14 protein-coding genes are annotated in these 18937 nt (G+C 61.9%); 13 read left to right on the forward strand and 1 reads right to left on the reverse strand.

The features are described 5' to 3' along the window. Window positions 1-200: 200 nt before the first annotated feature. The 3 genes from GIW02_RS18220 to GIW02_RS18230 all read left to right on the forward strand — a co-directional run bounded on the left by GIW02_RS18220 (window position 201) and on the right by GIW02_RS18230 (window position 3468). Entirely contained in the window at window positions 201-665 is a 465-nt protein-coding gene (locus GIW02_RS18220; RefSeq protein WP_236420071.1) for an LTXXQ domain protein, read from the forward strand. Window positions 666-734: 69 nt separating this feature from the next. Continuing rightward, the gene (locus tag GIW02_RS18225) at window positions 735-2078 is read left to right on the forward strand and encodes a sensor histidine kinase (RefSeq protein ID WP_236421966.1); all 1344 of its coding nucleotides are present in this window, start codon (window positions 735-737) and stop codon (window positions 2076-2078) included. A gap of 40 nt (window positions 2079-2118) precedes the next feature. Continuing rightward, a complete protein-coding gene (locus GIW02_RS18230) occupies window positions 2119-3468 on the forward strand; it encodes a CoA transferase (RefSeq protein WP_236411615.1) in 1350 nt (449 codons plus the stop codon). A gap of 150 nt (window positions 3469-3618) precedes the next feature. On the opposite strand, the gene arcD (GIW02_RS18235) is transcribed toward GIW02_RS18230, so the two are convergent. Then, the gene (arcD, locus tag GIW02_RS18235) at window positions 3619-5046 is read right to left on the reverse strand and encodes an arginine-ornithine antiporter (RefSeq protein ID WP_236411614.1); all 1428 of its coding nucleotides are present in this window, start codon (window positions 5044-5046) and stop codon (window positions 3619-3621) included. 422 nt (window positions 5047-5468) lie between these two features. Between arcD (GIW02_RS18235) and arcD (GIW02_RS18240) the strand changes: the two genes are divergently transcribed. The 10 genes from arcD (GIW02_RS18240) to gcvT all read left to right on the forward strand — a co-directional run bounded on the left by arcD (GIW02_RS18240) (window position 5469) and on the right by gcvT (window position 18720). Then, window positions 5469-6896, forward strand: a complete 1428-nt coding sequence (gene arcD, locus GIW02_RS18240) for an arginine-ornithine antiporter (protein WP_236411612.1) — start codon at window positions 5469-5471, stop codon at window positions 6894-6896. A gap of 24 nt (window positions 6897-6920) precedes the next feature. Beyond that, window positions 6921-8177 (forward strand): arginine deiminase, encoded by a 1257-nt coding sequence (gene arcA, locus GIW02_RS18245; RefSeq protein WP_236411610.1) that lies wholly within the window; start codon window positions 6921-6923, stop codon window positions 8175-8177. Between the two features lie 69 nt (window positions 8178-8246). Further along, on the forward strand, window positions 8247-9257 hold the full coding sequence (locus tag GIW02_RS18250; protein ID WP_071484378.1) for an ornithine carbamoyltransferase: 1011 nt from the start codon (window positions 8247-8249) through the stop codon (window positions 9255-9257). Window positions 9258-9319: 62 nt separating this feature from the next. Continuing rightward, window positions 9320-10249, forward strand: a complete 930-nt coding sequence (gene arcC, locus GIW02_RS18255; protein WP_236411609.1) for a carbamate kinase — start codon at window positions 9320-9322, stop codon at window positions 10247-10249. 18 nt (window positions 10250-10267) lie between these two features. Beyond that, window positions 10268-10630, forward strand: coding sequence for a DUF5064 family protein (locus GIW02_RS18260; RefSeq protein ID WP_236411607.1), 363 nt, complete (start codon window positions 10268-10270; stop codon window positions 10628-10630). 210 nt (window positions 10631-10840) lie between these two features. Then, complete coding sequence (locus GIW02_RS18265) at window positions 10841-12352, forward strand: sigma-54-dependent transcriptional regulator (RefSeq protein WP_236421967.1); 1512 nt, start codon at window positions 10841-10843, stop codon at window positions 12350-12352. Between the two features lie 428 nt (window positions 12353-12780). After that, window positions 12781-13164, forward strand: coding sequence for a glycine cleavage system protein GcvH (gene gcvH / locus GIW02_RS18270; protein ID WP_236411603.1), 384 nt, complete (start codon window positions 12781-12783; stop codon window positions 13162-13164). Between the two features lie 10 nt (window positions 13165-13174). Beyond that, window positions 13175-16015: an aminomethyl-transferring glycine dehydrogenase gene (gcvP, locus tag GIW02_RS18275; protein WP_236411601.1), complete on the forward strand. Its 2841-nt coding sequence runs from the start codon at window positions 13175-13177 to the stop codon at window positions 16013-16015. Window positions 16016-16179: 164 nt separating this feature from the next. After that, window positions 16180-17556 carry an L-serine ammonia-lyase gene (locus GIW02_RS18280; RefSeq protein ID WP_236411599.1) on the forward strand — a complete coding sequence of 459 codons (1377 nt, stop codon included), beginning with the start codon at window positions 16180-16182 and terminating at the stop codon, window positions 17554-17556. 39 nt (window positions 17557-17595) lie between these two features. Continuing rightward, the gene (gcvT, locus tag GIW02_RS18285) at window positions 17596-18720 is read left to right on the forward strand and encodes a glycine cleavage system aminomethyltransferase GcvT (RefSeq protein WP_236411598.1); all 1125 of its coding nucleotides are present in this window, start codon (window positions 17596-17598) and stop codon (window positions 18718-18720) included. Window positions 18721-18937 lie beyond the last annotated feature (217 nt).

Here is an 18937-nt window from a genome sequence, read left to right on the forward strand (position 1 = left end):
AGCTAGCACATGCTCAGACTGACCCACCGCATTCGCGAGCAAGCCCGCTCCCACATATGAATGCCCAACGCCTGATAGTTTTGTCAGCCCGCAACAAAACCCTCTTTACGCAAGCTTTACCCACACCTGACCGCCGCTGACCTTGCGCTGGGTAATCTACTCACATCCGGACTCACCGGAATAGAGACAGGAGAATCACCATGCGCAAGACCCTTATCGCTTTGATGTTCGCCGCTGCCCTGCCCACCGTTGCCATGGCTGCAATGCCCGAAGGCCCAGGCCCGATGGGCGAACCGTCCGGCCACATGATGGGTGGCCCGGGCCACGGTGGTGAACACGGTCCGCGTGGCAAAGGCGGCCCCTTCAGCCAGTTGGACCTGAGCAAGGAACAGCGCGAGCAAATCGGCAAGCTGATGGGTGACCAATGGCACGCTCGCAAAGACCTGACCAAAAAGTACCTGGACAAGCTTCCGGCCGCTGACCAGAAAGCCATGCAGGACGAAATCGCCGCCGGCAAGCAGAAAACCCAGGCGGACATCCGTGCAGTGCTCAAGCCTGATCAGCAGAAGAAATTCGACGACATCGTCAAGAAGCAAGAACAGCGCCGCGCCGAGTGGAAGGAATTCCAGGCCTGGAAAGCGCAACAGCCGCAAAAAGCGCAATAATGCCATCGCGTTAACGCTCCCAGCCCAGTGGCCTCCCGCCACTGGGCTTTTCCTGTTTGAGGGTTTCCTGTGCGTTCATTGTTCTGGCGCATCCTGGCCAGCTTCTGGCTGGCCATCGCCTTGGTTGCCGGGTTGTCGATCCTGCTTGGGCATATGCTCAATCAAGATGCCTGGATTCTCAGCCGTCACCCCGGCCTCAACAACCTGGCCGAAGAGTGGACACAACTCTACGAAGCCCAGGGCGAGGACGCGGCCCAGGACTTGCTGCAACAACGCAAGCGCCAGTACCACATCGACGTGCAAGTGCTCAACGAAAGCGGCGAGCCGGTGGTGCGCGGAACCTTCCCAAAACGGGCCGCTGCGTTTGAAGCCCGGCAGAATGACAGCAAGGACGGCCACCTGCCCTGGCGACGCCTGACCGCCGAGTACACCAGTGAAAAAACCGGCGACACCTACCTGCTGATCTACCGCATTCCCCACCCCGAGCTGGACGCCTGGCACCGCAGCAGCCTGCTGTGGCCGTTGAGTGCGCTGGCGATTGCGCTGGTGGTGCTGACCCTGTTCAGCTTGCTGGTGACGCTGTCCATCACCCGCCCGCTCAGCCGTTTGCGCGGCGCGGTGCATGACCTCGGCCAGGCCACCTACCAGCAAAACAGCCTGGCCCAACTGGCCAACCGGCGTGATGAGTTTGGTGTGCTCGCCACCGACTTCAACCGCATGGGCGCCCGCCTGCAAAGCCTGATTGGCAGCCAGCGCCAGTTGCTGCGCGATGTGTCCCACGAACTGCGTTCGCCCCTGGCCCGACTGCGCATCGCCCTGGCGCTGGCCGAACGCGCCAGCCCCGAAGAGCGGGAAAAACTCTGGCCGCGCCTGACCCGCGAATGCGACCGCCTGGAAGCACTGATCAGCGAAATCCTGGTGCTGGCCCGCGTCGATGCCGACAACGCCAGCGCCGAAGCTATCGACCTCGTTCCCCTGCTCAAGACCCTGCAAAAAGACGCCCAGCTCAGCGCGCCGGACCAAGTGGTGCAACTGAGCACCGAGGGCGAGCTGCAACTCAGGGGCTGGCCAACCATGATCGAGCGCGCGGTGGATAACCTGCTGCGCAATGCCCAGCGTTTCAACCCGAAAGAGCAGCCGATCGAGCTGCAGGCCTATCGTGAGGGTGCGCATATCGTCATCAGCGTGCGCGATCACGGCCCCGGGGTTAACGCCGAGCACCTCAGCCAGTTGGGCGAGCCGTTCTACCGCGCCCCCGGCCAGACCGCCCAGGGCCACGGCCTGGGCCTGGCGATTGCGCGGCGGGCGGCGGAACGCCATGGCGGCAGCCTGATCCTGGCCAACGCTCCCGACGGCGGTTTTATTGCGCGCATCGACCTGCCGTTGGAACCGGGGGTTGCCACACCGTCCTGAGGATCTTTTATAGTGGCCCTTCTCTTACGGAGGGCCGTTGATGACTGACCTGCTGACCCCCATCCAAGCCGCACTCGACCTGCCGCACGCCGCGCTGACCTACACAGAGGCCGGCGCCCTGCCCTCGACCTTCGCCGTGACCGATCTGGCCAGCGCCAGCATCGGCGCTGCCGGCCAGGCCGTCGCCCAATTGATCCTGCAACAGACCGGGCGCCTGCCCAGCGTCACGGTAGACCGGCGCCTCGCGTCCTTCTGGTTTTCCTCGTCGATTCGCCCGGTGGGCTGGCACGTGCCCCCGCTGTGGGACCCGGTGGCCGGCGATTACGCGGGTGCCGATGGCTGGATCCGCCTGCACACCAACGCTCCCCACCACCGCGCCGCCGCCGAGCGGGTACTGGGCAAGGTCGCCGAGCGTACCGAGATGGCCCGCAAGGTCGCTGCCTGGAACACCGCCGAGCTGGAACAGGCGATTGTCGAGGCCGGCGGCTGTGCGGCGCAGATGCGTTCGTGGCAGGCGTGGCAGCAACATCCCCAAGGGTTGGCAGTGAACGCCGAGGCGCTGATACAGCGCGAGACCTTCGCCACCCGCACCGACACGCACTGGCTCGGCTCGGTGGCGCGCCCGCTGGCGGGCGTCAAAGTGCTGGATTTGACCCGCGTATTGGCCGGCCCCGTGGCCAGCCGCTTTCTTGCCGGGCTGGGCGCCGATGTCCTGCGCATCGACTCGCCGACCTGGAACGAGCCTGGCGTGGTCCCGGAAATGACCCTGGGCAAACGCTGCGCGCGCCTGGACCTGAAAACCGCCGCAGACCGCGCGGTGTTCGAACGCTTGCTCAAGGACGCCGACATGCTGTTCCACGGCTACCGCGCCGACGCACTCGAGCACTTGGGCTACAGCGCCGCCGCCCTGCAAACCCTCGCGCCCGGCCTGATCGACGTCAGCCTCAATGCCTATGGCTGGAGCGGCCCGTGGCGCAATCGCCGAGGCTTTGACAGCCTGGTGCAAATGAGCAGCGGGATTGCCGACGCGGGCATGGCCTGGAAACAGTCGGACAAACCACTGCCGCTACCGCTGCAAGCGCTGGATCATGCAACCGGCTACCTGATGGCGGCGAGTGCGCTTCAGGCGTTCAGCGAACGCCTGAAAACCGGCCGGGGCGGCTCGGCGCGGTTGTCATTGGCGCGTACGGCGAAGCTGCTGGTGGACGCGGGGCACGTGCCCGAACAACTGCCGTTGCGGGCTGAAGCGCCGGAGGATCAGGGGTTGGTGGTGGAGCAGACAGCGTGGGGCCAGGCCCACCGTTTGCTGGCGCCGGTGACCATCAGCGGCACGCCGTTGCAGTGGGATTTGCCGGCCGGGGAGCTGGGTTCGCATCGACCTCAGTGGTGACCTGACAACCGCTATCGGGAGCAAGCCCCCTCCCACATTTGACTCTATTCACAGATCAAAATGTGGGAGGGGGCTTGCTCCCGATGGGGCCAGTACCGACGCTATCAATCCCCTACTGCAGCGACGTCCACACATGCTGATACGCCAACCTCACAACGACAACACCCCGCTGTACAGTCCATACGCCGCCAGCCCCGCGCCGGCGATCACGCAGCTGAAAATGCCTTTTTCCACGTGGGTAAATACGGGTTGGGCCTGCTCGCGCTTGGCCAGGGCGAACAGGATGACACCGGGCGCATACAGCAGCGCCGACAGCAGCAGGTACTTCAGGCCGCCGGCATACAGCAGCCACACGGCGTAGCCCAGCGCGATCAACCCTACCGCAAGGTCTTTAAAGCGCTGGCCCTGCGCGCCGTCATAGGTTTCGCCACGCCCGCTCAACAACACCGCATACGCCGCCGACCACAGGTAGGGCACCAGGATCATCGACGACGCCAGGTAAATCAGGGTGGTGTAGGTGCTGTGGGAAAACAGCGTGATCACCAGGAAGGCCTGGATCATCAGATTGGTCAGCCAGAGGGCGTTGACCGGCACCTGGTTGGCGTTTTCCTTTTTCAGAAAGGCCGGCATGGTTTTGTCATGGGCGGTGACATAGAGGATTTCGGCACACAACAGCGCCCAGGACAGCAACGCGCCCAGCAGCGAAACCGCCAGCCCGAGGCTGATCAGCAAGGCGCCCCAGGGGCCGACGATATGCTCCAGCACGCCCGCCAACGAGGGGTTTTGCAATTGGGCCAGTTCCGGCTGGCTCATGATCCCCAGCGACAGCACGTTGACCAGTACCAGCAGCGCCAGCACCCCGAGAAACCCGATCACCGTGGCGCGGCCCACGTCCGAACGCTTCTCGGCCCGCGCCGAATACACGCTGGCGCCCTCGATGCCGATAAACACAAACACGGTGACCAGCATCATGTTGCGCACCTGGTCCACCACACTGCCGACCTGCGGGTTGCCCAGGCCCCAGATATCCCGGGTGAAGATATCGGCCTTGAACGCCACGCCGGCGATCACGATAAACATCAGCAGCGGCACGATCTTCGCCACCGTGGTGATCTGGTTGATGAAGGCCGCCTCCTTGATCCCGCGCATCACCAGAAAGTGCACCGCCCACAGCAGCAGCGACGCGCAGCCGATTGCCACCGGCGTATTGCCCTGGCCGAACACCGGAAAGAAATAGCCGAGGGTGCTGAACAGCAACACGAAATAACCGACATTGCCCATCCACGCACTGATCCAGTAACCCCAAGCCGACGAAAAACCCATGTAGTCGCCGAAACCGGCCTTGGCATAGGCATACACCCCGGAGTCCAGGTCCGGCTTGCGGTTGGCCAGGGTCTGAAACACAAACGCCAGGGTCAACATGCCGACCGCGGTGATCGCCCAACCGATCAGCACCGCCCCTACCTCGGCACGCGCCGCCATGTTCTGCGGCAAGGAAAAAACCCCCCCGCCGATCATCGAGCCCACCACCAGGGCAATCAGGGCACTGAGTCGAAGTTTCTGGGCCGGTTGAGACATGCTGACTCCTGAATTAATAATAATTGCGCTGATCAACGAATTAATTCAGCGAGTGTAGCGTTTATTAAATACCGCGATAAAACCCACAGGCTCATAACGCAATGGCATGACAATTTATAAAGTTTAGGCTTATTTAGATTTTAAATACCGCGCGCACTAACTACTTGGCCGCGCGGCTTGAAAAAGTTTGCACATTCGGCAAAACGGTCTAGCTTCAAACGACCACAGCGCAGACTAAATAATTAACTACAACGGAGAGACCGCTCTGGGATGCGTCTTTCCGAGGAACAGTATTGCCCAAGGGTTCCCCCCTAAGTCATTAATTCACAATGGAATGTGCCAATGAAGTGATCTGAGTCAGCTGTTTGATTAGCGCACGGATTTATTCTGTGGTCTCTCTTCTCCTGCATTGGAGTCATGCAATGTCTGATTCTCCCGGAAAACTACGACTCGGCGCACTTGTAGCACTGGTCGTGGGCTCAATGATTGGCGGCGGGATCTTCTCACTTCCGCAAAACATGGCGGCCAGTGCCGACGTGGGCGCGGTGCTGATCGGCTGGGTGATTACCGCCATCGGTATGTTGACCCTGGCCTTTGTGTTCCAGACCCTGGCCAACCGCAAGCCGGACCTCGACGGCGGCGTATATGCCTACGCCAAGGCCGGCTTTGGCGACTACATGGGTTTTTCATCCGCCTGGGGTTACTGGATCAGCGCCTGGCTGGGCAACGTGGGTTACTTCGTACTCTTGTTCAGCACCCTCGGTTACTTCTTTCCAATCTTCGGCGAAGGCAACACCCCGGCGGCGGTGATTGGTGCGTCGGTGCTGCTGTGGGCCGTGCATTTCCTGGTGCTGCGCGGCATCAAGGAAGCCGCTTTCATCAACCTGGTGACCACCGTCGCCAAAGTGGTGCCGCTGGTGCTGTTTGTGTTGATCGCGCTGTTCGCCTTCAAGCTAGAGATCTTCACCGCTGACATCTGGGGCGTGAAAAACCCGGACCTCGGCAGCGTGATGAACCAGGTGCGCAACATGATGCTGGTCACCGTGTGGGTGTTCATCGGTATCGAAGGCGCGAGCATCTTCTCGTCGCGGGCAGAAAAACGTTCCGACGTCGGCAAAGCTACCGTGATCGGTTTTATCACCGTGCTGCTGTTTTTGATGCTGGTGAACGTGCTGTCGCTGGGGATCATGACCCAGCCGGAGCTGGCCAAGCTGCAGAACCCGTCGATGGCCGCCGTGCTGGAGCACGTGGTGGGCCACTGGGGCGCGGTGCTGATCAGCGTCGGCTTGATCATCTCGCTGCTCGGCGCGTTGCTGTCGTGGGTGTTGCTGTGCGCGGAGATCATGTTCGCCGCCGCCAAGGACCACACGATGCCAGCGTTCCTGCGCAAGGAAAACGCCAACCATGTGCCGGTCAACGCCCTGTGGCTGACCAATGCGATGGTGCAGGTATTTCTGGTGATCACGCTGTTTTCCGCCAGCACCTACCTGTCGCTGATCTACCTCGCCACCTCGATGATCCTGGTGCCTTACCTGTGGTCGGCGGCCTACGCGCTGCTGCTGGCAGTACGCGGCGAAACCTACGAAAACGCCCTCAAAGAACGCAAGAAAGACCTGTTTATCGGCGCCGTCGCGCTGATCTACGCGGTGTGGCTGCTGTATGCCGGCGGCACCAAGTACCTGCTGCTCTCCGCCCTGCTCTACGCCCCCGGCGCGATCCTGTTCGCCAAGGCCAAGCGTGAATTGGGCAAACCGATTTTCACCACTGTCGAGAAGCTGATTTTCGCCGCAGTCGTCATTGGCGCCCTGGTGGCGGCCTATGGGCTCTACGACGGCTTCCTGACTCTGTAACTGATGTTCACTGGAGGATCTGTAATGACCACGGAAAAAGTGAAGTACGGCGTACATTCCGAAGCCGGCAAACTGCGCAAAGTCATGGTGTGCTCCCCAGGCTTGGCCCACCAGCGGCTGACCCCCAATAACTGCGATGAACTGCTGTTCGATGACGTGCTGTGGGTGGCCCAGGCCAAGCGCGACCATTTCGACTTCGTGACCAAGATGCGTGAGCGGGACATTGATGTGCTGGAAATGCACAACCTGCTCACCGATATCGTCGCCAACCCCGAGGCGCTGGACTGGATTCTGCAGCGCAAGATCACTTCCAACACGGTCGGCCTGGGCCTGGTTGATGAAGTCAGCTCGTGGCTGCGCAGCCTGGAGCCGCGCAAAATCAGCGAGTTCCTGATCGGCGGCGTGTCGGCCGATGACCTGCCGAGCAGCTTCGGTGGCAAGACCATCGAGATGTTCCGCGACTTCCTCGGCCACGCCAGCTTCATTCTGCCGCCGCTGCCGAACACCCAGTTCACCCGCGACACCACCTGCTGGATCTACGGCGGCGTGACGCTCAACCCGATGTACTGGCCGGCGCGACGTCAGGAAACCCTGTTGGCCAGCGCCATCTACAAGTTCCACCCGGAATTCACCAACGCCGACTTCCAGATCTGGTACGGCGACCCCGACCAGGAACATGGCGCCGCCACGCTCGAAGGCGGCGACGTGATGCCGATTGGCAACGGCGTGGTGTTGATCGGCATGGGCGAACGTTCGTCCCACCAGGCCATTGGCCAACTGGCGCGCAACCTGTTCAAGAACAAAGCGGTGGAACGCGTGATCGTCGCCGGCCTGCCGAAATCCCGCGCGGCGATGCACCTGGACACCGTGTTCAGCTTCTGCGACCGCGACCTGGTCACCGTCTTCCCCGAGGTGGTCAACCAGATCGTGCCGTTTACCCTGCGCCCGGATGAAAGCAAGCCCCACGGCATCGACATCCAACGCGAGAAAACCAACTTCCTCGACACCGTCGCCGCAGCCCTAAATCTCAAGGCGCTGCGCGTGGTCGAGACCGGCGGCAACAGCTTCGCTGCCGAACGCGAGCAATGGGACGACGGCAACAACGTGGTGGCCGTGGAGCCTGGCGTGGTGATCGGCTACGACCGCAACACCTACACCAACACCCTGCTGCGCAAGGCCGGTGTGGAAGTGATCACCATCAGTGCCGGTGAACTCGGCCGTGGCCGTGGCGGCGGCCACTGCATGACCTGCCCGATCATCCGCGACCCTATCGACTATTAATTTCCAGGCCCTGGCCGTCGCCCATAAGGTGCCGGCCAGGGGGATAACCTAAACAGAAGGAGATCCATCATGGCTTTCAACATGCGCAACCGCAGCCTGCTCTCGCTGATGCACCACACCACCCGCGAGTTGCACTACCTGCTGGACCTGTCCCGCGACCTCAAACGCGCCAAATACACCGGCACTGAGCGTCCGCACCTGAAAGGCAAAAACATCGCGCTGATCTTCGAAAAAACCTCGACCCGCACCCGCTGCGCGTTCGAAGTGGCAGCCCACGACCAGGGCGCCCACGTCACCTATATCGACCCGGTGTCGTCGCAGATCGGCCACAAAGAAAGCATGAAAGACACCGCCCGCGTCCTGGGCCGCATGTTTGACGCCATTGAGTACCGTGGCTTCGAACAGGAAATCGTCGAAGAGCTGGCCAAGTTCGCCGGCGTGCCGGTGTTCAACGGCCTCACCGCCGAATTCCACCCCACGCAAATGATCGCCGACACCCTGACCATGCGCGAGCACAGCGACAAGCCGCTGCATGACATCAGCTATGCCTACCTGGGCGATGCGCGCTACAACATGGGCAACTCGTTGCTGATGATCGGCGCCAAGCTGGGCATGGACGTACGTATCGGCGCGCCGAAAGCGCTGTGGCCGCACGAAGATTTCATCAAGCAATGCCAGGCGTTTGCCGAAGAAAGCGGCGCGCGTATCACCATCACCGAAGACCCGAAAGAGGCGGTCAAAGGCGTGGACTTCATCCACACCGATATCTGGGTCTCGATGGGCGAACCGGTGGAGGCGTGGGACGAGCGTATCGAGCAACTGCTGCCGTACCAGGTCAACGCCAAGATGATGAAAGCCTCGGGCAACCCGCGCGTGAAGTTCATGCACTGCCTGCCGGCGTTCCATAACAGCGAAACCAAGGTGGGCAAGGACATCGCCGCGCGCTATCCAAACCTGGCCAATGGCGTGGAAGTGACTGAAGAAGTGTTCGAGTCGCCGGCCAACATCGCGTTTGAGCAGGCGGAAAACCGCATGCATACCATCAAGGCGATTTTGGTGTCGGCGTTGGCGGATATCTAACTCAACACCGCTCCCACATTTAGCCCTGTGTTCACAAAGCTGAATTCTAGAAGGATCGCATTATGCGCATCGTCGTAGCCCTGGGCGGCAACGCCCTTCTTCGCCGTGGTGAACCCATGACGGCGGACAACCAACGCGCCAACATCCGTATCGCCACTGAACAGATCGCCAAGATCCACCCCGGCAACGAACTGGTGATCGCCCACGGCAATGGCCCGCAAGTCGGCCTGCTGTCGCTGCAAGCCGCCGCCTACACCCAGGTTTCGCCGTACCCGTTGGACGTGCTCGGCGCCGAAACCGAGGGCATGATCGGCTACATCATCGAACAGGAACTGGGCAACCTGCTGGACTTCGAGGTGCCCTTCGCGACCTTGCTCACCCAGGTCGAAGTGGACGCCAAGGACCCGGCCTTCCAGAACCCCACCAAGCCTATCGGCCCGGTGTATGCCAAGGCTGAAGCAGAAAAACTCGCCGCCGAAAAAGGCTGGGCCATCGCCCCCGATGGCGATAAGTATCGCCGCGTCGTGGCCAGCCCACGGCCCAAACGCATCTTTGAAATCCGCCCGATCAAGTGGCTGCTGGAAAAAAACGCCATCGTGATCTGCGCGGGCGGTGGCGGTATTCCGACGATGTATGGCGAAGACGGCAAGCTGCGCGGCATCGAAGCGGTGATCGACAAAGACCTCTGCTCATCCTTGCTGGCCGCGCAACTGGACGCCGACCTGCTGGTGATCGCCACCGACGTCAACGCGGCCTATATCGACTTCGGCAAACCCACCCAGAAGGCCATCGGCCAGGCCCACCCGGATGATATGGAAAAACTCGGCTTCGCCGCCGGCTCCATGGGGCCCAAGGTCCAGGCGGCTTGCGAGTTCGCCCGCCAGACTGGCAAAACCGCCGTCATCGGTTCACTCTCGGACATCGAAGCCATCGTCCAGGGCAGTGCCGGTACGCGTATCAGCACGGCAACACCTGGCATCACCTATCTGTGAAGTAAAGGAGATACGCCTATGGCCACCTTTGAACCCGGTCACTTGCACGTTGAACGTCACGCGCTGAATAAGGATGACTACAGCTACAACCTGTGCATCGACTATGAAGTCAGCCAGGACCCCAAGGAAGGCAAGGGGATGCTGTTCAAGCTGCATGGCTCGGTGCAAGGCAAGGACCTCAAGGAGGAATTCTTCCTGCCCAAGGATCAGGCGTTCGACTTCGCCCGGCATGCGATGAACATCGCGCAGAAATACGGCATGCCCAAGATTGCCGTGTTGAATGGCTCGATGCACAAGCAGTACGACTTGATGTTTGAAGATGTGCGGCATCAATTGGATGTGAAATCGGGCGACCCGGTAAAACCTGAACATCTGGAGTAATGCGCTTGCACTGACCCAACACTGTGCAAAATGTGGGAGGGGGCTTGCCCCCGATGGCTGTGTGTCAGCAACAAATTTATAAGCTGATCCACCGCAATCGGGGGCAAGCCCCCTCCCACCTGTAGATCTCCATCACCTGTCAGATTTCACCTGCGCCCCGCGCCAAGGCATACTTGCCGCCTCTCGCTCTGCAGAATTGCCAATCGCCCCATGCGTATCCACGTCAGCTTCATCGACCGCGTCGGCATCACCCAGGAAGTCCTGGCCTTGCTCGGTGGGCGCAATCTCAACCTGGATGCGGTAGAGATGGTGCCGCCCAACGTCTATATCGACGCACCAACCCTCAGCGCCGAGGTTCTCGAAGAACTGCGTGATGCGCTGTTCAGCGTGCACGGCGTGCAGGCGGTCACCGTGGTCGATATCCTCCCCGGCCAGCGCCGCCACCTGCAACTCGACGCCCTGCTGGCGGCCATGACCGACCCGGTGCTGGCGCTGGACAGCGCGGGCAAGATCCTGCTGGCCAACCCGGCCTTGATTGCCCTGTACGGCCGCGAGCCGGCCGGGGAAAGCATCAGCGAGCTGTTCAACGATCCGGCGCTACTGGAAACCTTGCTGGAACACGGCTTTCGCCTGCCGCTGCGCGAGATCAGCGTCAACGGCCAGACCCTGTTGCTCGACGCCACGCCGATCACCGACGCCGGCGCCCTGCTCACCCTCTACCCACCCAACCGCATCGGCGAACAACTGTCGGCGCTGCACCACGACCATGCCGAAGGCTTTGATGCGCTGCTGGGCGAGTCCCCGGTGATCCGCACCCTCAAGGCCCGCGCGCAGCGGGTGGCGGCGCTGGATGCACCATTGTTGATCCAGGGCGAAACCGGCACCGGCAAAGAGCTGGTGGCGCGTGCCTGCCACGCTATCAGTGCGCGCCACAGCGCGCCGTTTCTGGCATTGAACTGCGCGGCGCTGCCGGAGAACCTCGCCGAGAGCGAGTTGTTCGGTTATGCGCCGGGCGCCTTTACCGGTGCGCAACGCGGCGGCAAGCCGGGGCTGATGGAGCTGGCCAACCAGGGCACGGTGTTCCTCGATGAGATCGGCGAAATGTCGCCGTATTTGCAGGCCAAACTGCTGCGTTTTCTCAATGACGGCAGCTTTCGCCGGGTGGGCGGCGACCGTGAGGTCAAGGTCAATGTGCGCATCCTCAGCGCCACCCACCGCGACCTGGAAAAAATGGTCAGCGAGGGCACCTTCCGCGAAGACCTATTCTACCGCCTCAATGTGCTCAACGTTGAAGTGCCGCCCCTGCGCGAACGCGGCCAGGACATCCTGTTGCTGGCCCGTTACTTCATGCAGCAGGCCTGCGCGCAGATCCAGCGCCCGGTGTGCCGCCTGGCACCCGGCACCTATCCGGCGCTGCTGGGCAACCGCTGGCCTGGCAATGTGCGCCAGTTGCAGAACGTGATCTTCCGCGCCGCCGCCATCTGCGACAGCAACCTGGTGGACATCGGCGACCTGGACATCGCCGGCACCTCGGTGGCACGCCAGAGTGACGGCGAAGTCGACAGCCTGGAACAGGCCGTGGAAGACTTCGAACGCAGCCTGCTGGAAAAACTCTACGCCAGCTACCCCTCGACCCGGCAACTGGCCAGCCGCTTGCAAACCTCCCACACGGCCATCGCCCATCGCCTGCGCAAGTACGGCATTCCCTCCAACAAGCCCTGACTGGCTGGGTCGATAGAGGTCAAATGTGGGAGGGGGCTTGCCCCCGATAGCAGTGTGTCAATCAAAGCATCTCTAACTGACCCATCGCCATCGGGGGCAAGCCCCCTCCCACATTGGCACATTCCAAACATTGACCGCCTGCCAGGTTTTGGTCTGAGAACGACATCGGCTGTACTGAAAGCGCTACAGCGTAACGATATCGCTACAACCCTGTTTTTTGCGCGCCATGCAAGGCTTTGATCCACATAGGCTTTTTTTCACGCGCACGCGTGTAGCGAAATCGCTACAGCCAATCGTGATATCCTCATCACCATTTTTTATAACTTACTGATTTATAACGACTTAATAACGTTGGCCGCAATATTGCTAAGTAACTCCCCATTATTCCAATCCAGCCCGCCAGACCCATCTGGCCCTGAGGAGTTTCCATGAGCGAGTTGCGTTTCACCGAAGATCACGAATGGCTACGCGCCGAAGCCGACGGCAGCGTCACCGTGGGTATCACCGCTTTCGCGCAGAACGCACTGGGTGACGTGGTTTTCGTGCAACTGCCAGAGTTGCAGGCCTACGACAAGGGCGCTGAAGCCTCCACCGTAGAATCGGTAAAAGCCGCCAGCGGCGTGTATATGCCACTGACCGGCGACGTGCTGGAAGTAAACGAAAAATTGAGCGACAGCCCCGAACTGGTCAACGAAGACCCCCTGGGTGAAGGCTGGTTCTTCCGCTTTAAACCGGCCGACGCCGGGGCGGTAGCTAAACTGCTGGATCAGGATGCGTACGACCGCCTGATCAAAGCCAACGCTGAAGCCTGAGGAGCGCGCCATGACGATTAACCTGAGCACCGCCAACGAATTCATCGCCCGCCACATCGGCCCGCGCCCGGAAGACGAGCAACACATGCTCGCCAGCCTCGGCTTCGATTCCCTCGAAGCCCTGAGCGCCAGCGTGATCCCGGAAAGCATCAAGGGCACCAGCGTGCTCGGCCTGGAAGACGGCCTGAGCGAAGCCGAGGCCCTGGCCAAGATCAAGGCCATCGCCGGCCAGAACCAACTGTTCAAGACCTACATCGGCCAGGGCTACTACAACTGCCACACGCCGTCGCCGATCCTGCGCAACCTGCTGGAAAACCCGGCCTGGTACACCGCCTACACCCCGTACCAGCCAGAAATTTCCCAAGGCCGCCTGGAAGCGCTGCTGAACTTCCAGACCCTGATCAGCGACCTCACCGGCCTGCCGATCGCCAATGCCTCGCTGCTTGACGAAGCCACCGCTGCCGCCGAAGCCATGACCTTCTGCAAGCGCCTGAGCAAGAACAAAAGCAGCAACGCCTTCTTCGCTTCTGTGCACAGCCACCCGCAAACCCTCGACGTGTTGCGCACGCGTGCCGAGCCACTGGGCATTGACGTGGTCGTCGGCGATGAGCGCGAGCTGACCGACGTCAGCGCTTTCTTCGGCGCCTTGCTGCAATACCCGGCCAGCAACGGTGACGTGTTTGATTACCGCGAACTGACCGAACGCTTCCACGCCGCCAACGCCCTGGTGGCCGTGGCCGCCGACCTGCTGGCCCTGACCCTGTTGACCCCGCCGGGTGAGTTCGGCGCCGACGTGGCCATCGGCAGCGCGCAACGCTTTGGCGTGCCGTTGGGCTTTGGTGGCCCGCACGCGGCGTACTTCTCCACCAAGGATGCGTTCAAGCGCGACATGCCGGGCCGTCTGGTCGGGGTCTCCGTCGACCGTTTCGGCAAGCCGGCCCTGCGCCTGGCCATGCAGACCCGCGAGCAACATATCCGCCGCGAGAAAGCCACCAGCAACATCTGCACCGCCCAAGTGCTACTGGCCAACATCGCCAGCATGTACGCCGTGTACCACGGCCCCAAAGGCCTGACCCAGATCGCCCAACGTGTGCACCAGTTGACCGCGATCCTGGCCAAGGGCCTGACCGCCCTGGGCGTGAAGGTCGAGCAGCAACACTTCTTCGACACGATTACCCTCAACACCGGCGCCAACACCGCCGCCCTGCACGACAAGGCCCGCGCCCAGCGCATCAACCTGCGTGTGGTAGACGCCGAGCGGCTGGGTGTGTCGGTGGACGAAACCACCACCCAGGCCGATATCGACACCCTGTGGGCGATCTTCGCCGACGGCAAGGCCCTGCCGGACTTCGCTGCCAACGTCGACAGCACCCTGCCCGCTGCGCTGCTGCGTCAGTCGCCAGTCCTCAGCCATCCGGTGTTCAACCGTTACCACTCCGAAACCGAGCTGATGCGCTACCTGCGCAAGCTGGCCGACAAGGACCTGGCACTGGACCGCACCATGATCCCGCTGGGCTCGTGCACCATGAAGCTCAACGCCGCCAGCGAAATGATCCCGGTGACCTGGGCCGAATTCGGCGCCCTGCACCCGTTCGCCCCGGCCGAGCAAAGCGCCGGCTACCTGCAACTGACCTCGGACCTGGAAGCCATGCTCTGCGCGGCCACCGGTTATGACGCGATCTCGCTGCAGCCGAACGCCGGTTCCCAGGGCGAGTACGCAGGCCTCTTGGCGATCCGTGCCTACCACCAGAGCCGTGGCGACGAGCGCCGCGACATCTGCCTGATCCCGTCGTCGGCCCACGGCACCAACCCAGCGACCGCCAACATGGCCGGTATGCGCGTGGTCGTGACCGCCTGCGACGCGCGTGGCAACGTCGACATCGAAGACCTGCGCGCCAAAGCCATCGAGCACCGCGACCACCTCGCCGCGCTGATGATCACCTACCCGTCCACCCACGGCGTGTTCGAAGAAGGTATCCGCGAAATCTGCGGCATCATTCACGACAACGGCGGCCAGGTGTACATCGACGGCGCCAACATGAACGCGATGGTCGGCCTGTGCGCACCGGGCAAGTTCGGCGGCGACGTGTCCCACCTGAACCTGCACAAGACCTTCTGCATTCCCCACGGCGGTGGCGGCCCGGGCGTCGGTCCGATTGGCGTCAAGTCGCACCTCACGCCATTCCTGCCGGGCCACGCGGCCATGGCGCGCAAGGAAGGCGCGGTGTGCGCGGCGCCATTTGGCAGCGCGAGCATTCTGCCCATCACCTGGATGTACATCAGCATGATGGGCGGCGCGGGCCTCAAGCGCGCTTCGCAGCTGGCGATCCTGAATGCCAACTACATTTCCCGTCGCCTCGAGGAGCACTACCCCGTCCTCTACACCGGCAGCAACGGGCTGGTGGCGCACGAATGCATCCTGGATCTGCGCCCGTTGAAAGACAGCAGCGGCATCAGCGTGGATGACGTGGCCAAGCGCCTGATCGACTTCGGTTTCCATGCGCCAACCATGTCGTTCCCGGTCGCGGGCACGCTGATGATCGAGCCGACCGAAAGCGAATCCAGGGAAGAACTGGATCGCTTCTGCGACGCCATGATCGCCATCCGCGAAGAAATCCGCGCAGTGGAAAACGGCACCCTGGACAAAGATGACAACCCGCTGAAAAACGCCCCGCATACCGCTGCTGAACTGGTCGGTGAGTGGTCGCACCCGTACAGCCGCGAACAAGCGGTGTACCCGGTAGCGTCGCTGATCGACGGCAAGTACTGGCCACCGGTGGGTCGTGTCGACAACGTGTTTGGCGATCGCAACCTGGTGTGCGCGTGCCCGTCGATTGAGAGCTACGCCTGATCTGACTCGAGAAACGCGGTAAAAAATGTGGGAGCGGGCTTGCTCGCGAAAGCGGTGTATCAGTTGATGCATCTGGTGACTGAACCAACGCATTCGCGAGCAAGCCCGCTCCCACATTTGGACCGAGTCAGCTTCCCAAATAATAAGAAACCGGAGAACAACTCATGTCTTTAAGCGTGTTCGACCTGTTCAAGATTGGCATCGGCCCCTCCAGCTCCCACACCGTCGGCCCGATGCGCGCCGCCGCCCGCTTCGTCGAAGGCCTCAAGCGTGACAACCTGTTGAGCACCACTCACGGCATCAAGGTCGAACTCTATGGTTCGCTCGGCGCTACCGGCAAAGGCCACGGCAGTGACAAGGCCGTATTGCTGGGCCTGGAAGGCGAACACCCGGACACCGTGAACACCGAAACCGTGGCTGCACGCCTCGCGCAGATGCGCAGCGACGGTCGCTTGAACCTGCTCGGCGAACACAGCATTGCGTTCAACGAGAAAGAACACCTGGCGATGATTCGCAAACCCCTGGCCTACCATCCCAACGGCATGATTTTTCGTGCCTTCGACGCCACCAATATCCAGATCCGCAGCCGCGAGTACTACTCGGTCGGTGGCGGTTTTGTGGTGGACGAAGACGCCGCCGGCGCCGACCGTATCGTCGAAGATGCCACGCCCCTGACCTTTCCCTTCAAACACGCCAAGGACTTGCTCGGGCATTGCACCACTTACGGGCTGTCCATCAGCCAAGTGATGCTGACCAATGAAAGTGCCTGGCGCCCGGAAGCCGAAACCCGTGCCGGCCTGCTGAAGATCTGGCAAGTGATGCAGGACTGCGTCGACGCCGGCTGTCGCAACGAAGGGATTTTGCCTGGCGGTTTGAAGGTCAAGCGCCGCGCCGCGGCCTTGCATCGCCAGCTGTGCAAGCACCCCGAGTCGGCCCTGCGCGACCCGCTCTCGGTACTGGACTGGGTCAACCTGTACGCGCTGGCGGTGAACGAAGAAAACGCCAACGGCGGGCGCGTGGTCACGGCGCCCACCAATGGTGCGGCCGGGATCGTACCGGCGGTGCTGCATTACTACATGCGTTTTATTCCGGGCGCGAACGAGGACGGCGTGGTGCGCTTTCTGCTCACCGCCGCCGCGATCGGCATTTTGTACAAGGAAAACGCCTCGATCTCCGGGGCTGAAGTCGGCTGCCAGGGCGAGGTTGGCGTGGCCTGCTCGATGGCGGCCGGTGCGCTGTGCGAGGTGTTGGGCGGCAGCGTGTCCCAAGTCGAAAACGCCGCCGAAATCGGCATGGAACACAACCTCGGCCTGACCTGCGACCCGATCGGCGGGCTGGTGCAGGTGCCCTGCATCGAGCGCAACGCCATGGGCTCGGTCAAGGCCATCAATGCGGTGCGCATGGCGTTGCGGGGCGATGGGCAGCACTTTGTCTCGCTGGACAAGGTCATCCGCACCATGCGCCAGACCGGCGCCGACATGAAGAGCAAATACAAGGAAACCGCCCGTGGCGGTTTGGCGGTCAACATTATCGAGTGCTGACGCCTAAAGGCGCGCCAGCACGTTTTTCAGGAGCTGAATATGTCCACCGAAACCCTGTTGAAAACCCCTCTGCACGCCCTGCACATTGAACTGGGCGCGCGCATGGTGCCCTTCGCCGGCTACGACATGCCGGTGCAATACCCACTGGGCGTGATGAAGGAACACCTGCACACCCGTGATCAGGCCGGGCTGTTCGACGTGTCCCACATGGGCCAGATCCGCCTGAGCGGCGCGAATGCGGCCAAGGCCCTGGAAACCCTGGTGCCGGTCGACATCATCGACCTGCCAGTAGGCATGCAGCGCTACGCCATGTTCACCAATGACCAGGGCGGCATCCTCGATGACCTGATGGTGGCGAACCTGGGTAACGATGAGCTGTTCCTGGTGGTCAACGCCGCCTGCAAGGACCAGGACCTTGCCCACCTGCGCGCGCACATCGGCGACCAGTGCAGCATCGAGCCGCTGTTCGAGGAGCGCGCCTTGCTGGCCCTGCAAGGCCCGGCGGCAGTGAAAGTGCTGGCGCGCCTGGCGCCGGAAGTGACCAAGATGACCTTCATGCAGTTCGCCTCGCTGCGCCTGCTGGGCGTGGACTGCTATGTCAGCCGTTCGGGCTACACCGGGGAAGACGGCTTTGAAATCTCCGTACCTGCCGCCAACGCCGAAAGCCTGGCGCGCAGCCTGCTGGCCGAAACCGAAGTACAGGCCATCGGCCTGGGCGCCCGCGACTCGCTGCGCCTGGAAGCCGGCCTGTGCCTCTACGGCCACGACATGAACACCGAGACCACGCCGATTGAAGCCAGCCTGTTGTGGGCGATCTCCAAGGCTCGCCGCGCCGACGGCGCGCGCGCGGGTGGCTTCCCGGGAGCAGACCGGATCTTCACCCAGCAACAAGCCGGTGTAAGCCGCAAACGCGTAGGCCTGCTGCCCCAGGAGCGCACGCCCGTGCGTGAAGGTGCCGAGATTGTCGACGAACAGGGCACCGTCATCGGCAGCGTGTGCAGCGGCGGCTTTGGCCCAACCTTGGGCGGCCCGCTGGCCATGGGTTATCTGGACAGCGCCTTCACTGCACTGGACAGTGAAGTCTGCGCGTTGGTGCGTGGGAAAAAAGTGCCACTTCGTGTAAGCAAAATGCCATTTGTTCCACAGCGTTACTACCGTGGCTGATTGGCTGTTTCTATAAGTAACGCGGTTGCGTTAACGTGCACTAAACTGTAACGCAACCGCCATAAAACAGTGCATTGACGATAGTCATTGTTTAAACGTTTAACCTATAACAAGTGATCAACTCTATCGAATAAGCCCGCTTCACACTTTTGACCAAAGTGTCATAAAGCCGAGCAAACACTGGGCTTTTCTCGGGGCTTGTTTTTTCTCCATTAGT

It is taken from the genome of Pseudomonas syringae (assembly GCF_021606685.1).
Classification (GTDB): Bacteria; Pseudomonadota; Gammaproteobacteria; order Pseudomonadales; family Pseudomonadaceae; genus Aquipseudomonas; species Aquipseudomonas syringae_R.

What these genes read in the sequence shown, in the direction of transcription:
- gcvP (WP_236411601.1), top strand. Translation starts at nt 13,175, where the DNA reads ATGACGATTAACCTGAGCACCGCCAACGAATTCATCGCCCGCCACATC.
- GIW02_RS18230 (WP_236411615.1), top strand. Translation starts at nt 2,119, where the DNA reads ATGACTGACCTGCTGACCCCCATCCAAGCCGCACTCGACCTGCCGCAC.
- arcD (WP_236411614.1), bottom strand. Translation starts at nt 5,046, where the DNA reads ATGTCTCAACCGGCCCAGAAACTTCGACTCAGTGCCCTGATTGCCCTG.
- GIW02_RS18280 (WP_236411599.1), top strand. Translation starts at nt 16,180, where the DNA reads ATGTCTTTAAGCGTGTTCGACCTGTTCAAGATTGGCATCGGCCCCTCC.
- GIW02_RS18260 (WP_236411607.1), top strand. Translation starts at nt 10,268, where the DNA reads ATGGCCACCTTTGAACCCGGTCACTTGCACGTTGAACGTCACGCGCTG.
- arcA (WP_236411610.1), top strand. Translation starts at nt 6,921, where the DNA reads ATGACCACGGAAAAAGTGAAGTACGGCGTACATTCCGAAGCCGGCAAA.
- GIW02_RS18265 (WP_236421967.1), top strand. Translation starts at nt 10,841, where the DNA reads ATGCGTATCCACGTCAGCTTCATCGACCGCGTCGGCATCACCCAGGAA.
- GIW02_RS18220 (WP_236420071.1), top strand. Translation starts at nt 201, where the DNA reads ATGCGCAAGACCCTTATCGCTTTGATGTTCGCCGCTGCCCTGCCCACC.
- arcD (WP_236411612.1), top strand. Translation starts at nt 5,469, where the DNA reads ATGTCTGATTCTCCCGGAAAACTACGACTCGGCGCACTTGTAGCACTG.
- gcvT (WP_236411598.1), top strand. Translation starts at nt 17,596, where the DNA reads ATGTCCACCGAAACCCTGTTGAAAACCCCTCTGCACGCCCTGCACATT.
- GIW02_RS18250 (WP_071484378.1), top strand. Translation starts at nt 8,247, where the DNA reads ATGGCTTTCAACATGCGCAACCGCAGCCTGCTCTCGCTGATGCACCAC.
- gcvH (WP_236411603.1), top strand. Translation starts at nt 12,781, where the DNA reads ATGAGCGAGTTGCGTTTCACCGAAGATCACGAATGGCTACGCGCCGAA.
- arcC (WP_236411609.1), top strand. Translation starts at nt 9,320, where the DNA reads ATGCGCATCGTCGTAGCCCTGGGCGGCAACGCCCTTCTTCGCCGTGGT.